Genomic DNA, 16,492 nt, shown 5'->3' with positions numbered 1-16,492 from the left:
TTCTTGCATTATCTTTCTTTCACTTCTATTTCCGAATGGCGGTAACCATAGCCAAAGTAAATCAAAATTCCTAAAAGTAGAGCGATGCCAAAGGCCAACCAAGTGTCCAAAGTGTACTGAGTCATAAAGGAAAGGCAGATGATAATAGATAAAATCGGAGTTAGAGGCACTAGCGGAGTTTTAAACTCTCCTGCCTTGGGCTGCCCCTTTTCCTTCCGCAACTTCAAAATGGCAAAGGCCAGCATAATCAGATAGGTCAATGTACAGATATTGAGGAAAGAGGCGATGCTAGCAAGAGGAAAGATACCCGCACAAATAGCTGAGGCAATCCCCACTAAGATAGTAGCATTTTGAGGCACGCGACTAGTAGCAGTTAATTCCTTGAAAGACCGCGGTAAAAGTCCGTCACGCGCTATACTGTAAATCATCCGAGACAAGGCATAGGTCATGGAGATGCAGACGGTAATCAGGGTCAAAATCGCTACGATAGAAACATAATTGGCAGCCCAATCTAGTCCAATACTGCGAAGGGAGAAGGCTACTGCATCTGGAACATTTAGCTTGGTATAGTGTACCAAGCCTGTCAAGACCAAGGTTACTAAGATATAGAGGATGGTCACAATCCCAAGGGAAAGGACAATGCCGCGTGGCACATTTTTTTGAGGCTCTTTGATCTCATCCACGGACATAGAAATCGACTCAAAGCCCAGAAAAGCAAAGAACATCAGAGAAGCTCCAGCCATAATCCCCGTCTGACCGCCATAGATCTGACCAAAACCGAAAGGAGCAAAATTGGACCAATTCTCAGGTCGAAGATGGAAAAGCCCAACGAGAATAAAGAGAGCCAAGGCTGAGAATTTGAGGACGACCAAGGCTGAATTAAAGCGCAGGGCTGCTTTTGAATTCAGAAGTACCACGCCTGTCACAAAGACCAAAACCAGAATAGGCAACAAATCCACATAAGTCCCTGCTTTTGGATTGAATGTGCCATTCAAGGCTGTCGGTAGCTGGATATGAAAGCCGCTCAAAAGCCCTTTCAAATAAGAACCCCAGCCAGAAGCTACACCTGATATAGCTGTCATAAATTCCATGATGGTCAGCCAACCAGCCAGCCAAGCCGGAAATTCCCCTAAAACAGCATAAATATAGCTGTAAGCTCCGCCATTAGCCGGAACTCGAGATGCAAACTCCGCATAAAAAAGGGCAGAGATGCTGACACATAGGGCAGAAATCACGATCGACACAATCAGAGCTGGGCCTGCATAAGTCGCCGCCCCAATTCCTGTAACCGTGAAAATCCCTGTACCGACCATGGCACCGATTCCCAAAAGAATCAAATCCACCAGCTTCAGATGCCGACGCATTCCCGTCCGGTTTTTACTAGCATCTTTTTTTCGAAAAATATTCATAGCAATCTCCCTCCAAAGCATAGATGGTTTATTATATCATAGATTGTTGGATTTACCAAAGTCTCTTTTTATCTGCCCCTTTTTCATCGGGTAAAGAAAAGCAAAATAAGAAGCTGGGAAAACCCAACTTCTTACATAGAAACAATCGTACGATAACTGCGGGAAGTAATCATGAAGACGATGACATAGCTGATAAAGAAGACCGCACAGACACCCAGTGTCACAGCCAGCATGAGAGCTGAGTTAAGAACACCAAGAGCAGACAAGATCAAGCTCAGCATATGATAGGCAAAGGTCAGATGGATAAAGGCAAAGGCCAGCGGCAGGAAGAAAACAATCAAGATCTGTTTCCGAATGGTTTGTCTGATTTGTTTCTCATCCAGACCGACCTTTTGTAGAATCACAAAGCGATCCCGATCCTCGTACCCTTCTGAAATCTGCTTGTAGTAGATGATGAGGATGGTTCCCAGCATAAAGACGATTGACAGGAAGATGCCGATGAAGAACATGCCACCCAGCATGCCTTTGATTTCTTGCTTATCAAAAGCTGTTACCGAACCATAGACCGCCTGATTTTCAGGCAAGGTCTGATTAAACTGCTGCAATTTTTCTTGGTAAGCATCCCTCAGATTGCGCTGTTCTTCCGTTGACAACTTTGTATCAAGCCAGCCATAATAATTAAGGTTTACAGCATATTTATCCGTCATTGCAGAGAAGATTTGGTCAGGGTTTTTAAGAACCATGTAGATTTTCTCTGGGACGATCATGTTCATCTGGTCTGGCAAATTGCCAAAGATAAAGTCTTCTTTGAGTTCTTCCTTGATTTTAAAGGTCTGACCAGCCAACTGCAAGTCTTGCTTGGGATCCAGTTTCACTCCTTGCTGGTAGAGTGCCACCTCGTCATCCCCAAGATTCAGAGTTTTCCCTGTCATATTCTGATAATCTGCTTCTGAAATAGCCAAAATATACGTTTTTGGTGTGACAAATTTTTGAGCGGCAACGTTGATATCGAGCTGGTTGCCAGCACGGCTTGTCACTCCCATCGTATAGTATGGATAGACACCTTTCTTTGTAACTGGTAACTGCTGCTCATTCACAAACTCTGTCAGCACTTGGTCCATCTGCTCACCTGTGGTTCCTTTTCCTTGAATGCTAAAATCATGAGGAAACATAGCTTTCTGCATGTAGTCACCACCGGCATAGATATTAGCTCCGCCAGATAAGGTCACCAAGACCATGGTTGATAGGATAGCAATTGTTGCCAGACCCACCGCATTTTTCTTCATGCGGAAAATTAGGTTGGAAACGGAAATCATATTATTGGGTTGGTAATAATAAGACTTCCTCTTTTTCAAAAATTGCAGAAAGACTGTAATTCCAGCATTAAAGAGCAGGTAGGTTCCCAGAATCACAAAAAGTACCGCGACAAAGAATGTAAAAATTGCTGATAGAGGATTGGTCACTCCTAGTGCAAGAAAGTAACCATAAGCCAAGGCTGCAAGCCCAAGTAGTGTCTGCAGGAATAAAAAGCGACTTTTCTTTTCTCCGCTATTCTTTTCTTTGACCAATTGCAATGCATCAAGCTTTCTCAGGCGCAAACCATTGCTAATCATCAAGCAGAAAAAGACAAAGGCATAGAAAATAGCAACCACGATAACGACAGCAGGCTGAAAAGTTGATGCCAAGACGACCTTCATCGCCATGATTTTCAGCAAAAGAGCATAGATCAGCTGGTCAAACAAGAGTCCAATCCCTAGTCCAAGGATAAGGGTGACCAGACCAAATACCAGTAATTCGATCACCACCATGACAAAGAGGTGGGATTTATTGAGCCCTAGCACACTGTAAAGCCCCAGCTCTTTGGAGCGATTCTTGAAAACAAAGCTATTAGCATAAAAGACGATAATGCTAGTCGTGATGCTGACAATCACCATCCCAAAAGATAGCACCATAGAAACAGCACTTGCACCGGTCATTTTTACTAAATTGGGATTAAAAGTCAGGGAGAAAAAGATATAGGAGATGGCGATAGCCAGACAGGTCGCCAGTGCGAAAGGATAATAAAGCTTACGATTCTTGATTAAGTTAGAAAGCGCAAGCTTACTAGTTAATCTAAGCATGAGCTGCCACCTCACTTGCCATGACCGTCAGCGTATCGGAAATCTCTTGGAACATCTGCCGCTCGGTCTTGTTGCCGCGAAAGATTTGGTTATAAAGAATCCCGTCCTTGATAAAGAGCACCCGCTTGGCCCGACTAGCCGCTGAAGTCGAGTGGGTTACCATGAGAATGGTTTGGCCGCGGTCGTTGATATCGTCAAAGACATCTAAAAGAGCAGCCGAAGACTTGGAATCCAAGGCTCCTGTTGGCTCATCTGCCAGCAAAATCTCAGGCTCGGTGATAATGGCGCGGGCAACTGCCACCCGCTGCTTCTGACCACCAGAAATTTCATAAGGGAACTTCTCTTGCAGCTTGTTAATCCCTAACTCATTGCAGGTTGTGACCAACTTTTGCATCATCTCGGTAATAGGACGACGAGAGAGGACTAGCGGCAGCAGGATATTATCCTTGACCGATAATGTATCCAGCAAATTAAAATCTTGAAAGACAAAGCCCAATTTCTCCCGGCGGAAGCTGGAAGCCTGACTGTTTTTGATGGTAGCCGTGTCAGTTCCATTGAGGAAGACGCGACCCTCAGTCGGCTTGTCCAGCATAGCTAGGATGTTGAGAAGGGTGGATTTCCCAGAACCTGATTCCCCCATGATGGCCACGTATTCACCTTTTTCTACCGTAAAGTGAATGTCTTTCAACGCCTCTACTTGGCTGCCCTGAAAGCGAGTTTTATAAATCTTTTTCACATGTTGTACGTCTAATAATGTCATACTTAAACCTCTTTTTTTATTTATGTGTAAAATGGTTATTTAGCTCATCTTTCAATACTTTGTTAGCTAGCTCTACTCTACTATTGCCTGAGCCACTGCCCCTACTGAAAGCAAACTAAAAACGATACTATTATCATACCGAAAAGCCCGATATGTTTCCATAAGCTAATCTTTCATTTTGGACGCTAATCTTACATTTTTGTCACTTAGCGATCTTCCCATTATGGAAATACCTGATTTTCATTAAAGGGAAAGGGCTGTATGATTTGGGTTGCTTTCCCAGTTTGCCTCCCTAAACTTTCAGTTCTATTTGAGCAAAAAGGCGGTGGGACGAGGCTGGGACAAAAGTCCTAGCCTCTCAATCGTCTTTGGATTGTCGAGCAAGACGCAGTGGTTGAGTGGGCTCTACTAGGCTGATTTCATCAGCTTTTACAGCCCTACTCAACTGTGCGGAGGTGGGACGACGAAATCGAATTCTAACGAATTACCGATTTCTGTCCCACTCTCATCCCAGCCTCTTCACTGCATCTGCTTCTTAATGACTATATTGTAACCAGAAATAATACTGGCTTGATGCACAGCCCAGTCTGGTTTTTTCGATTTCTTCCTTAGAAATCTTTTGCGCCATTTGTGTTTTTTGTTTATGATTGAAGAGATTTGTTTTCATAGTGGGCCTCCTTTTATTTGGATATTATTTGTGATTTGTTTTTCCTTACACCTATATGATATAAAATTCCCCGTCCCACTACCATCGAATAACCTTTCATTTTGAGATTTAAACTTACATTTTTGTCATTTTAAAAAAGATGAGTGATTATCACCCATCCTTTTCCCATATATTTATCATATAAATAATCTGTTCTTAGAGTTTAGCCAAGTATTCCTGCACAAGTTTGATGTCTTCTTCCTTGCCACCTCGGTCAATATCGCAGATGTGCGGCAGCCCATATTTTTCGATAATCAAAGCTGTCGCCCCGCAGAAGGTCCGTCCATGCTTCACCGAATCTCCATTATTGACAAAACCCTTAATCAAGCTTGAATGTTTCTTAATAAAGCGCTTAGTGGACCAGGGAATTTTCCCAGCCCCAGCATTTCGCGTAATGAGAATGCAGGGTTCCTCCAACTTTTCCTTGATGCTTTGTGTCGGATAACCCAGCGATTCTGCAAATTGCTTCCCAACACCCGTTACCGAATCATAAACTATAATCATTTCCTCTCCCTACTTTCTCAATAAAAGCACTGCCCAAAAAGCAGCAAAGCCTATAACCGCCACATCCGATATTAGTTGTAAGAGAAATGCTAAATCAGGCATACTGTGAATATAGAGCAAGATACTGATCGTCGTCAAGGCCAAGACCACCAGCTTGACAGCTACCGCCACGCTCGGCATTACAAGCAATCCAACCAAGATACAAAGGAGACCACCAATCAGAAATGACTGAAAGCCTAAACTTAGGCCAAAGCCAAATTCCACCCCACCATAACCAAGAGTCAAAAGACCAATCACAACTAGGCAAAGCCCCAAAATAGTCCTTCCACTCAATAGATTTCCATCTTGTTTCATCACATTTTCCTCACTTTCTATTTGAATGAATATCCTTAAATGTTCATTCATGTCTTCTAAAAAAATATTTTCCTCTAATTTGCTTTCTCCATCGCTCTATATCACACAAATCCACCTCCTTACCTGAATGAATATTATTTTAAATTCATTCACCTCATCTTCCAAGAAAAGGAAATTTCTATTTAGCAAAAATTCCCTTTAAAAAATACTTCACCAAGGTCTCGATACTCTCAAAATAACCTGGAAAATCCTGCTCTGTCACATGCATGTCAATGTAGTAGATCAAATCATAAGCCTTCATGATTTGAGCGACTTCCTCTTGTGAAAAGCCCTTCTCCTGCAAACGCTGGCTGAAAGTCCGAATCAGAAACTGGTGAAAGGCATTGGCCGCGCGGCCAGCATCCTGATTATAGTAGTCGTGCAAGATCTGAGAAATGCCCGGCTTGGTCCACTCAGCTAAAATTTTATTAGGCGAAATCAATTCAAAAGTAACTGCAAAAAGCTGCTCAACGACTGCCTCTGGCTCACCCTGCCAATCCACGCGCTGCATGGTTTCCTCACGTATGCGGTTATTTTCCACTACATAAACCTCTAAAAAAATAGCTTCCTTGGACTCATAATACTTATAAAAGGAGCCGACAGCCATACCAGCACGCTTAGTAATATCTGAAATATTCGTCTTTTTATAGCCCTTCTCAGCAAACACCTGCCTAGCCTCAGCCAATAATTCCGCTTTTTTGTCCATGACCTTCTCCTTTTGTGAATGAATTGGATTTTCTATTCATTCAAATTATAACACTTTTAAAATCTTTGTCAAGAAAAGCGGAAATCGTACTTTGGAAAGAAGACGGCAGTTTGAGATAATAGCTCCTTTGTTAAACAAAAAAACAAACAAGTTCTCGATAAAACTTGCTTGCATCTTGGATACATTAATGTTTTCTACGATTTCTCAAGGCCTCGTTGATTTTCTTAGTTTTGATCATCGAATCGACGGAAATAAGAAACCAAACCAAGAGGTAGATCAAAACAAAACTTAGCCAGAAGGACCAACCAAAGAGCATGGTCCCCCAGCCATTGCAGATCATAGCTAGACTAACGATGGTTGCTGTCACTACAAAGTGGCAGAAAAGTAGGAAAGGAAATGGAAAGCGGTCTGTCGCGTCAAAGATATAGCTTGCTACTCCAATTAAGGCACTGACAAGGAGGACATTGAGAATTGAACGCGGAGTTAAGAGACTTGTTTTTCCTGAAATAAGGCTTACCAGCAGAAAGACCAAGCTACCTGTTCTCAAACCATCTTGCATACCGATCAGAATTTTTTTAAAGGTCATGATTTTCCTCCTAAATTCCCAAATAGTCCATGAGCAACTTGACATAACGGCGACTGACATCGGTTTTGAGCTGATTGGTCAGCTTAGCAGTCATGTTGCCCGAAAAGCTATCCGACAAGGATTCCAGATGATCGATGTTAATGACTGCGTGGCGAGATACCTGGATAAAATTGCGACTATTGAGACGATTTTGAAAGCGAGTCAGCGTTTCTGTCGTTGTGTAAATGCCCTCGGTACTGTAAATCATCAGGGTTGTTTGATTGATATCAGCCAGGATAATATCTTCCGTCTTGAGCATGACCAGCTTATCATCCGATTTAATAGGCAGGACACCACTTGGTCCAGCCTTGAAGTTTTCCAAATAATCTAGGACAGCCTTGGCCTCACCAGTCAGCTGATCCGCTTTCACGACCACCAGCGGGTCTTGGGAGGAAATCTGAGCATCTTCTTCAAATCTTGTCTGCAAACCTAGGCCTCCTACTTTCTTTACTTGAAGCTCATCCGTCGATTCAGCAGCCAATTTTGACCTAGCCAGAACAGGACTGCTACCGTGAGCACTACTCCAACTATATAGTATGTTTCTTGGCTTGTCAAGAGCTGTTGCCATTCGATACGGATACCTAGGAGCTTCTCAAATTCTTGCTGAAGCTGACTCTGGTCCGCAAAAACTTCTGTCAGAGAATCCTTCATCAGGACTTGTCTGAAGAGGGAAGCCATGTAGGTTGAGGGAGTCACTTTCATGAGATTTTGGGCAAGGCTGGGCAGAGTCCCAATCGGAATATAGGTTCCCACTAGAAAACCAGAGGCTGCACCGATGACCGTTGCGTATTGCCCCAAGGAATTCACCGATTTGAAATAAGGAACAACTAGCGCATTGAGGAGACTTGCTAGCAAACTATTGAGCAGCATGAGTCCGACCAGCTGGGGAAGAAGCGCACTATCAAAGGAAATCTTGTCTGCTAGGATAAAGTAGGTCAGCATGACAGTAAACATGAAGACTTGCATGACAAAGCCAATCACAAAGGCACTGATTAAGTAGCTAAACCGCAAGCCCCATTGCCCCAAATCTGTGATAAAGAGGTCAGCGGTCACCTTTCTTTCTCGGTCTTCAGTTTGTTGTGAAAAAGCTGATAGGGTAGTTGTCAAGGCGGTGACAGCCAGTGTTCCGCTAATCAACCAAAAGTCGAGCAGCTCCGTCGCATGGCTACTGTCTGACCAAGAGCCTTTCATGTTGTTCTTTAGAAAAACCAAATATAAAACAAAGGGAATAATGGCTCCAAAGAGAGATAGGATCACCCCACTATGATTGCGAAAATAAAGTAAAAAGTTTCGTTTGATCAACATTAACATTTAACGTACCTCTCTTCCTGTCAGGGCCATAAAGGCATCATCCATCGTCCCTGCTTGAAATTCAAATTGTTCAATATAGGAACCAATCTTGCTCAGCAAAGCCAAGGCTTCCTTAGTCGTCTCAGGATAAAAGAAAAATTCATTCTCCTTGCCTTGCTCCCATTCGCAGCTAGTCGGCAAAGCGGCCTTCAAGCCCTCTGAATCTTGGGTTAAAATCCGCAAAACATTGCGGGCATATCGCTCCTTGATCTGGTCGGCAGAGCCTTGCGCAATGACTTGACCATGGTCTACGATATAAATCTTATCCGCGTCATCAGCTTCATTGAGATAGTGGGTAGTCAAAACTACGGTCATATTTTCCTTCTGCTGCAAGTCTTTGAGCAGCTTCCAAATGCTTTCTCTAGTCTGGATATCCAGGCCTGTCGTCGGCTCATCTAGAAAAAGTAGGTCAGGGCTATTGAGCAGGGCTCGCGCAATGTCCACCCGTCGCTTTTGTCCACCAGAAAGGGTCCCATAGCGTTGTTTAGCAAAGCTAGCCAGCCCCAGTTGCTCGATCAATTGCTCAATCTTACCAGTTTCGACCTGCTTGTACTGCTTGGCACGGATTCGCAGATTTTCAACTACTGTCAAATTGGCATCTAGCACACTATTTTGAAAGACCACGCCCAGCTTGGTTTGTTCTGCATAAGTGATTTGCCCAGATGTCGGCTGCAAAAGTCCAATCAGCATCTGAATCGTTGTCGACTTTCCTGCGCCATTTGGCCCTAAAATGGCTGTAAAACTACCTGCCTCAATTTCTAAATTCAGGCCATTAACCGCTACCTTATCGCCATAAACCTTGCTTAGATTTTTCGTTTCTACTAACATGTTCTTTCCTCCTGTCTTAACTTCTGAGACCATGATAGCAAGTCTTTTTTGAAAAATCTCGGCTTTTTGGACAAGCGGTAAAATGAGAGAGATGAGAGGTAAAAATCCAGACACCAAAAAATCCCCGACCAGAGGTCAGGGAAACTTATTAGCGGGCGACAATCTTGCGGTAACTGCGAGAAGTTAGTAAGAATACTAAAATATAGGTCAGGAGGAAGACGCCGCAAGTCGCAAGTGTTGTCTGAATTAAGAGAGGTAGATTGGTCACTCCCAATAGAGCAACAATCAAGCGCAACATATGAAAGACTGCTGCTATATGTAGAAAAGCAAAGATAAGAGGTAGGAAGAAAACAGTCAAAATCTGCTTGCGAATGGTACTTCTAGTCTGCTTTTCATCTAGACCGACCTTTTGCAAGATGATAAAGCCATCACGGTCCTCATAGCCTTCAGAGATTTGCTTGTAGTAAATCACGAGAACAGCTCCTAGAAGGAAGATAACAGAGAGGAAGACACCGATGAAGAGCAAGGTTCCAGTAAGTTCCTGATAGCTCTTTTCTGCGCTATGACGGTCACTGGCCATTGCGTAGCTACCATCTTGGGCCTGTTCCTGATCCAAAGTGTCCCTCAGTCCCAGCTGGACTTGCTCGACAAATTTCTTACTGCCCTTAGTCTCTGAAGCAACTCCAATGTAGTAATAATGTGCAACATTTAGCCCAACTTCTTTACTATCATTGACCACCATATAGAGGCCCTGCTCCATGGCCACATCGTTTGGATTAGGTATTTCCCCATGCGTAAAATTCGACGGTAAAATCTGCTTAATCTTCCAATCCTTGCCATTTACTCGGAGTGGCTTGTCCTTATTTAAGGAAACATTTTTTCCATAGACAAGAGTTTCATCATCTGCCAAGTCTATCTTTTTCCCTGTCATTTTTTCATAATCCTTATGATTGATGACCGTAATCGTACCAGCAGACTTGGTCAAGATACTTGGATCCGAATCCAGCTCGCTTTGCATTGGAACCGTCACATCATTACCAGCTAATTTCATGATGAAGGCTGATTGATAGAGATAGGTAGTATAGCTTGGCTTCTTCAGCCCTGTTTCCTGAGCGACTTGCTGGACCTTGTCCAACAGTGTTTCCGTCTGATCAGTTGATGTCGGCAGGACAACGCTGACATTGTAATCCTTTGGATGCAAGGTAGTAATATAATCCTGACCTCCAACATAGATATTAATTGTACCAACCAGAGTCACGAGGAGCATAGTGGACAAGATGGAAATAGTTGCCAATCCTGCTGCATTTTTACGCATCCGTGAGATAAGATTGGAAACAGAAATGAAATTCTGGGTCTTATAATAGTAGCTTTTTCTCTTTTTGAGAAATTGCAAGAGTGTAATCGAGCCTGCATTAAAAAGCAGATAGGTCGCTAGAATAACCATGATCACAGCTATAAAGAAATTGCCGATAGCAGCGACAGGTTTGGTAACGGTCAAAGCCATATAATAAGCCACACCCATGAGCAGGAGCCCCAGCAAGGTTTGCACCCAAAGGAAGCGTCCCTTCTTCTCGCCAGCTTTCCTTTCTTTCATTAGATTAAGAGAGCTATAGCGTAGAAGGCGGGTCGAGTTAAGCAACAAAATCACCGCAAATGCGACACCTAGACTGACTAGAGTCATCCAGACATTTTGCCATTGGAAGGTCGAGGCAAGAACTGCCGGCATTCCCATCAATTTCAAAAGAACGGCGTAGAGCATCTTATCTAAAGCTAGTCCAGACAAGACTCCCAGACCGACCGTGCCCAGATAAAAGACACAGAGCTCAAAGAAGGTCATAAGTAGCAGGTGGCGTTTTTCCATCCCCAGCACGCTATAAACACCGAGCTCCCGCGAACGGTTCTTCATAACAAAGCTATTGGCATAGGTGATAAGGATGAGCACCGCAATCTGAATGACCTGGATACCAAACTGCAAGGTCATGCGAGCCGCTGTACCACCATAAGAGCTCTCCATATTAGGGCTATGAGCCAGTGAGACAAAACTATACAAAATCGCTGTTGCCAGTACCGTCGCCAAGGCAAATGGATAATACAAACTGCGATTTTTGATCAGATTTGATAAAGCCAGTTTACTCGTTAGTTTGAACATAGTCGCCCACCTCACTTGCCATAACAGTCAGAGTATCGGAAATCTCTTGGAACATCTGCCGCTCGGTCTTGTTGCCGCGGAAGATTTGATTGTAGAGAATCCCGTCTTTTATAAAGAGCACCCGCTTGGCCCGACTAGCCGCCGAAGTCGAGTGGGTCACCATGAGAATGGTTTGGCCGCGGTCATTAATGTCATCAAAGACATCCAAGAGAGCAGCCGAAGACTTGGAATCCAAGGCTCCTGTCGGCTCATCCGCCAGCAAAATCTCAGGCTCGGTGATAATGGCGCGGGCAACTGCCACCCGTTGCTTCTGACCACCGGAAATTTCATAAGGAAACTTCTCTTGCAGCTTGTTAATCCCCAGCTCATTGCAGGTTGTAACCAACTTTTGCATCATCTCAGTAATAGGACGACGAGAGAGCACCAGAGGCAGGAGAATATTATCCTTGACCGATAAAGTGTCCAGCAAGTTAAAATCTTGAAAGACAAAGCCTAATTTCTCCCGGCGGAAGCTGGAAGCCTGGCTGTTTTTGATGGTTGCCGTGTCAGTTCCATTGAGGAAAACACGGCCTTCGGTCGGCTTGTCCAGCATGGCTAGGATGTTGAGCAGGGTGGACTTCCCGGAGCCCGACTCCCCCATGATGGCTACATATTCGCCTTTTTCTACCGTAAAGTGAATGTCTTTCAAGGCCTCTACTTGGCTGCCCTGAAAGCGGGTTTTATAAATCTTTTTCACGTGTTGTACATCTAATAAGGTCATTATGATCTCCTTTTCTATAATTCCATTTTAATACAGAAACAGCTTTATTTCCATATTTTACTAATTTTTAAATGCCAATATTTTTATCTCTGTACCAGATAAGCAATTAGTGCGATAATCCAGAGATGGGCTGGGTAAAAGATATAGAAGAAATACTTGCCCCACTTGCCATTATAGCCTCGCTCGCCATTGTAGAGATGTAGGAAGGGCAAGACGGTAATAAAGGCCCAGTCTGAATTGTAGAGCATCATCGAAAGGGTCGCTCCCATGGTTGGGTAGATTTCAATGCTTAGGCAAAAGAGCAGAAAAGCCAAGACCATGTAAGAAAGAGTTCTAAGAGCAGGCTGATTGCGGAAGATATAGCTAAGCAGCATCAAAGGAATAATGGTCATGCCGCCTTCTGTCAAAAAAACTCCTGCCAAACCAATTAAGACTGCCGCTCCAATCCGCAAATAGCGTTTCTCATCCATAATCTCTTCACTATTTTTGGAGAGACCAAATACAAGATTGAGCACCAGAACGCCACAGGCTAAGCTGAGAAAGATATTATTCTCAAGATGAATCCCTTTGCTATGAAAGAGCATGGTCAAGATGGTATTGCCCAGCTGCATAATAGCCGCCCAGATAAACAAGCGCGCATTGTAGGCCAAGCGGTTGCGCGTATGCAGAAAGCCTTCTACTGCGCTAAAAGCAAACCAAGCGGCTACACAGCGGGTCAGCAGGTGAAAAATCCCGTCCCAGCCCGTCGGCAAAAGCCCTGGAATCTTACCAATATGATCAAAAACCATTAAAAAGGCCATGAAAAGCTTGAGTTGGAAAGCATTTAATCCTCTTGTTTTCATTTCATATCTCCTTGTCTTCTTTATACATCTATCTTACAAAAAAAGAAAGGTCGGTACCATAACCTAACCTTTCAATTTCACTGGCCAACCTTACAAATTTGTAAGAATGCCTTATTCAAATATCATCTTCTTCTCTGAAAAGCTAATCATGACAGTTGTTCCCTGTCCGACCTGCGAAGCGATGCTAATCTGATGCCCCAGCTCATCTGCGATTTTCTTGGACAGATAAAGTCCCAAGCCAGACGATTGCTGGGTCAAACGACCATTATAGCCCGAAAAACCTCGCTCGAAAACCCGCAGCAAATCCGCATCCTGAATGCCCAAACCGCTATCTTTGATATAAAGCGTATCCTCCTGAAAATAAATTTCAATCCCGCCTTGACTGGTGTATTTCAGACTGTTTGACAGCACTTGCTCCAAAATAACGACAAACCACTTTTTATCTGTGATGATGGTTCGGTCCAGATCATGCAGATTGAGGCTCAAGCCCTTTTGGATAAAGAAAATCGCATACTTCTTGACAATCTCCTTGACCAAATCTTCAACATTTTCCTTTTTCAAGACCAAATCCTCGTGGAAACTCTCCAGACGAAGATACTGCAAGACGATATTGACATAGGACTCGATCTTAAAGAGCTCTTGCTCCAGCTGGTTCTTGACCTTCTTGTCCTCAATCTCTCCGACCAGCAATGAACTAGCTGCAATAGGCGTCTTAATCTGATGAGCCCAGAGCGTATAATAGTCCATCAGGTCATTTAACTTCTCCCTCTCCTCAATCGCACGGTTCTTCTTGTCCATTTCCAAAAGAGCCAGTTTCTCAAAAAGGAGAGCCTCTAAGGCTGTCTGAGGCCGACCTGAGGCATAAAAGAGCTGGTTACGATATTCCTTATAGGCACTAGCTAGATCCATTCCCAAGAAAAAGCTAGCGAGGAGAAAGGCTAAGAGCAACTGATACTCTAGCAGACTGCGCCCATCCTCGAAAATAAAGGCAAACATCCCCATAATTGAAAATACAATCAGTAAGAGTAACAAGATGAAGCGACGGGAATACAGATGATGCTTCAAAAAGAAAAATTTATCCTGCATGTCCATTGGTTAAACCGTACCCTATCCCTTTTTTCGTCTCAATGAAATGCTTCAGACCGTGCTCCTCCAACTTCTTGCGCAGGCGGGCAACATTGACGGACAAGGTATTATCATCAATAAAGAAATCGCTGTTCCAGAGCTCCTTCATCAAGTCATCACGCGCCACGATGCTACCGGAATGCTCAAAAAGCACCCGCAAGATTTGAAATTCATTCTTGGTCAGCGTCACAAGCTCGCCCTCATAGACCAAATCCATGGATTTAAGATTTAAAATCACGCCCTGATATTCCAAAAGGCTTTGATCCGTTCCAAACTCATATGAACGTCGCAGCAATCCTTGCACCTTGGCCAGAAAGACATTATTGTCAAAGGGCTTGGTCACATAGTCATCTGCGCCCATATTGATGGCCATGACGATATCCATGGACTGGTCGCGCGAAGACAGAAACATAATGGGCACCGTCGAAATCTTCCGAATTTCTTGGCACCAATGGTAGCCGTTAAAGAGGGGCAGGCCAATATCCATCAGCACCAGCTGGGGCTCCTCCTTGACAAAGGTCGTCAAAACCTGCATAAAATCTTCAATCGCCACAACCTGATAGCCCCACTGCTCCAGCATTTTTTTGATCATTTGACGGATGACCGCATCATCCTCGACCAGTAAAATCTTGTGCATTTCATTTCCTCACTCATTTTTCTTACTGCTATTATATCAAATTCTCCCTTAAATCACAGAGACTTTTTTAGTCTGAAATTCTTTTTGTTTTCAGAAAGTTTCAAGAAATCCTTCAATAAGTGTTGACAAAGACAGAGTAAAAAGATAAAATAACACTACATTCAGAATTGTCTGAAAATTCATTTTTTATAATAAGGAGATTATTATGCTAGAACAAACTCAGACATCTACCTGGCAGTCAAAACTGAAAGCCCTCGGTCCTGGGATCCTTATGGCCTCTGCTGCTGTTGGTGGCTCTCACATCGTTTCCTCTGCTCAAGCAGGCGCCAAGTATGGCTGGGCTTTGATGGGACTGGTCATCTTGGCCAACCTCTTCAAATATCCCTTCTTTCGCTTCGGTGCTGAGTACACCTTGGAAACTGGCCACAGCTTGGTTGAAGGCTATGCTCAAAAAGGAAAAGTCTACTTGGGCATCTTCTTCGTTTTAAATGTCTTCTCCGCCTTGGTCAATACAGCAGGGGTTGGGATTCTCTGTGCTGCTATCATCGCCAGCGCCTTTCCAAATGCCCTTGGACTCAGCATTACTCAATGGTCTCTGATTCTCATCATCCTGATCTGGGCAATGCTACTATTTGGTGGCTACAAGTTTCTGGATGGCCTTGCCAAATGGATCATGTCCGCTCTAACCTTTGCAACCGTTATTGCGGTCATCGTTGCCATTATCAAGCATCCTGAGTACGGAGCAGACTTCGTTGAAAAGACACCTTGGCAGATGGCTGCCTTGCCTTTCATCGTTTCTCTAATGGGCTGGATGCCAGCTCCAATCGAGATTTCAGCAATCAACTCCCTCTGGACTGCTGAAAAAGGAAAATCTGTCAATATCTCTGTCACAGACGGTCTCTTTGACTTTAACGTTGGCTATATCGGTACAGCTATTCTGGCCATCTTCTTCGTCGCTATGGGCGCCCTCATCCAGTATCCAACTGGTCAAGCAGTTCAAGATGCTGGCGCTGCCTACATCCAACAATTCGTTGGGATGTACGCATCTGTCCTTGGTGATTGGACACGGATTCTGATTACTTTCATTGCCTTTCTCTGTATCTTCGGTACCGTTATTACCGTTATCGATGGCTATTCCCGTGTAAATGCTGAATCTCTACGCCTTCTTCTCAATGAAGAGAAGACTTCTCAAAAAACTCTGCATATCTGGATGACCGCTACAGCTATTATCGGTGGCGTTATCATCTACTTCTTCCAAGGCAGTGTGGCTCTCATGCTTCGTTTTGCCATGATTGCTTCCTTCCTGACTACTCCATTTTTTGCCCTTCTAAACTATCTCCTCGTTACAAGCGAGAATAAACATCTGAGCAAATGGCTAAAAGGTCTTTCCATCCTTGGTTTGATCTTCCTCTTTGGCTTCGCCTTATTCTTTATCTACGCCATCCTCATCGGTAAGGCTTACTAGATCAAAAGAGCTGGAAATTCTGAAGGATATCTTCAGGTTTCCGCTCTTTTCTTTTTCCTTTCTGACAACCTGCCCCACTTATGCTATACTGGAAGAAGATAGAATATTGGAGA

At 43.8% G+C, this 16,492-nt stretch carries 16 protein-coding genes and 1 pseudogene; 1 reads left to right on the top strand and 16 read right to left on the bottom strand.

What is annotated here, in order from left to right; translation table 11 throughout:
* Window positions 1-8: 8 nt before the first annotated feature.
* The 16 genes and pseudogenes from D8791_RS02500 to D8791_RS02425 all read right to left on the bottom strand — a co-directional run bounded on the left by D8791_RS02500 (window position 9) and on the right by D8791_RS02425 (window position 14,914).
* Window positions 9-1,409, bottom strand: a complete 1,401-nt coding sequence (locus tag D8791_RS02500) for an amino acid permease (RefSeq protein ID WP_125446137.1) — start codon at window positions 1,407-1,409, stop codon at window positions 9-11.
* A gap of 131 nt (window positions 1,410-1,540) precedes the next feature.
* Window positions 1,541-3,529 carry an ABC transporter permease gene (locus tag D8791_RS02495; RefSeq protein ID WP_125446136.1) on the bottom strand — a complete coding sequence of 663 codons (1,989 nt, stop codon included), beginning with the start codon at window positions 3,527-3,529 and terminating at the stop codon, window positions 1,541-1,543.
* Window positions 3,522-4,289: an ABC transporter ATP-binding protein gene (locus tag D8791_RS02490; RefSeq protein WP_125446135.1), complete on the bottom strand. Its 768-nt coding sequence runs from the start codon at window positions 4,287-4,289 to the stop codon at window positions 3,522-3,524. The genes D8791_RS02495 and D8791_RS02490 overlap by 8 nt, the downstream gene beginning before the upstream one ends.
* Before the next feature lie 535 nt (window positions 4,290-4,824).
* Complete coding sequence (locus tag D8791_RS10575; RefSeq protein ID WP_005590956.1) at window positions 4,825-4,956, bottom strand: hypothetical protein; 132 nt, start codon at window positions 4,954-4,956, stop codon at window positions 4,825-4,827.
* A gap of 195 nt (window positions 4,957-5,151) precedes the next feature.
* Complete coding sequence (locus D8791_RS02480; protein WP_125382193.1) at window positions 5,152-5,499, bottom strand: class Ib ribonucleoside-diphosphate reductase assembly flavoprotein NrdI; 348 nt, start codon at window positions 5,497-5,499, stop codon at window positions 5,152-5,154.
* Window positions 5,500-5,508: 9 nt separating this feature from the next.
* Window positions 5,509-5,853, bottom strand: a complete 345-nt coding sequence (locus D8791_RS02475; protein WP_125446134.1) for a hypothetical protein — start codon at window positions 5,851-5,853, stop codon at window positions 5,509-5,511.
* Window positions 5,854-6,031: 178 nt separating this feature from the next.
* On the bottom strand, window positions 6,032-6,598 hold the full coding sequence (locus D8791_RS02470; protein ID WP_125446133.1) for a TetR/AcrR family transcriptional regulator: 567 nt from the start codon (window positions 6,596-6,598) through the stop codon (window positions 6,032-6,034).
* Window positions 6,599-6,782: 184 nt separating this feature from the next.
* Complete coding sequence (locus D8791_RS02465; protein ID WP_125446132.1) at window positions 6,783-7,184, bottom strand: DUF3021 domain-containing protein; 402 nt, start codon at window positions 7,182-7,184, stop codon at window positions 6,783-6,785.
* A gap of 10 nt (window positions 7,185-7,194) precedes the next feature.
* Window positions 7,195-7,650: a LytTR family DNA-binding domain-containing protein gene (locus D8791_RS02460; protein WP_125446131.1), complete on the bottom strand. Its 456-nt coding sequence runs from the start codon at window positions 7,648-7,650 to the stop codon at window positions 7,195-7,197.
* Window positions 7,651-7,670: 20 nt separating this feature from the next.
* Window positions 7,671-8,534: an ABC transporter permease gene (locus D8791_RS02455; protein ID WP_125446130.1), complete on the bottom strand. Its 864-nt coding sequence runs from the start codon at window positions 8,532-8,534 to the stop codon at window positions 7,671-7,673.
* A 218-nt stretch (window positions 8,535-8,752) separates the two neighbouring features.
* A pseudogene (locus tag D8791_RS02450) lies at window positions 8,753-9,401 on the bottom strand (ABC transporter ATP-binding protein); the annotation flags it as partial.
* A 148-nt stretch (window positions 9,402-9,549) separates the two neighbouring features.
* Entirely contained in the window at window positions 9,550-11,550 is a 2,001-nt protein-coding gene (locus D8791_RS02445; RefSeq protein WP_125446128.1) for an ABC transporter permease, read from the bottom strand.
* Window positions 11,531-12,310: an ABC transporter ATP-binding protein gene (locus tag D8791_RS02440; RefSeq protein WP_015605636.1), complete on the bottom strand. Its 780-nt coding sequence runs from the start codon at window positions 12,308-12,310 to the stop codon at window positions 11,531-11,533. Before D8791_RS02440 ends, D8791_RS02445 begins: the two co-directional genes overlap by 20 nt.
* A gap of 83 nt (window positions 12,311-12,393) precedes the next feature.
* The gene (locus D8791_RS02435) at window positions 12,394-13,152 is read right to left on the bottom strand and encodes a TraX family protein (protein WP_125446127.1); all 759 of its coding nucleotides are present in this window, start codon (window positions 13,150-13,152) and stop codon (window positions 12,394-12,396) included.
* Between the two features lie 111 nt (window positions 13,153-13,263).
* Window positions 13,264-14,244, bottom strand: coding sequence for a sensor histidine kinase (locus tag D8791_RS02430; protein ID WP_125446126.1), 981 nt, complete (start codon window positions 14,242-14,244; stop codon window positions 13,264-13,266).
* Window positions 14,228-14,914, bottom strand: coding sequence for a response regulator transcription factor (locus D8791_RS02425; RefSeq protein ID WP_037615348.1), 687 nt, complete (start codon window positions 14,912-14,914; stop codon window positions 14,228-14,230). Before D8791_RS02425 ends, D8791_RS02430 begins: the two co-directional genes overlap by 17 nt.
* A gap of 205 nt (window positions 14,915-15,119) precedes the next feature.
* On the opposite strand from D8791_RS02425, the gene D8791_RS02420 reads away from it, so the two are divergent.
* Window positions 15,120-16,379 carry an NRAMP family divalent metal transporter gene (locus tag D8791_RS02420; protein WP_125446125.1) on the top strand — a complete coding sequence of 420 codons (1,260 nt, stop codon included), beginning with the start codon at window positions 15,120-15,122 and terminating at the stop codon, window positions 16,377-16,379.
* The last annotated feature ends 113 nt before the right edge of the window (window positions 16,380-16,492 follow it).

Origin of the sequence: Streptococcus cristatus (assembly GCF_003943515.1) — a bacterium.
GTDB classification, from domain to species: domain Bacteria; phylum Bacillota; class Bacilli; order Lactobacillales; family Streptococcaceae; genus Streptococcus; species Streptococcus cristatus_D.
Note: the sequence above shows the minus strand (reverse complement) of the source record. Positions and strands in the feature narration are given on the sequence as shown.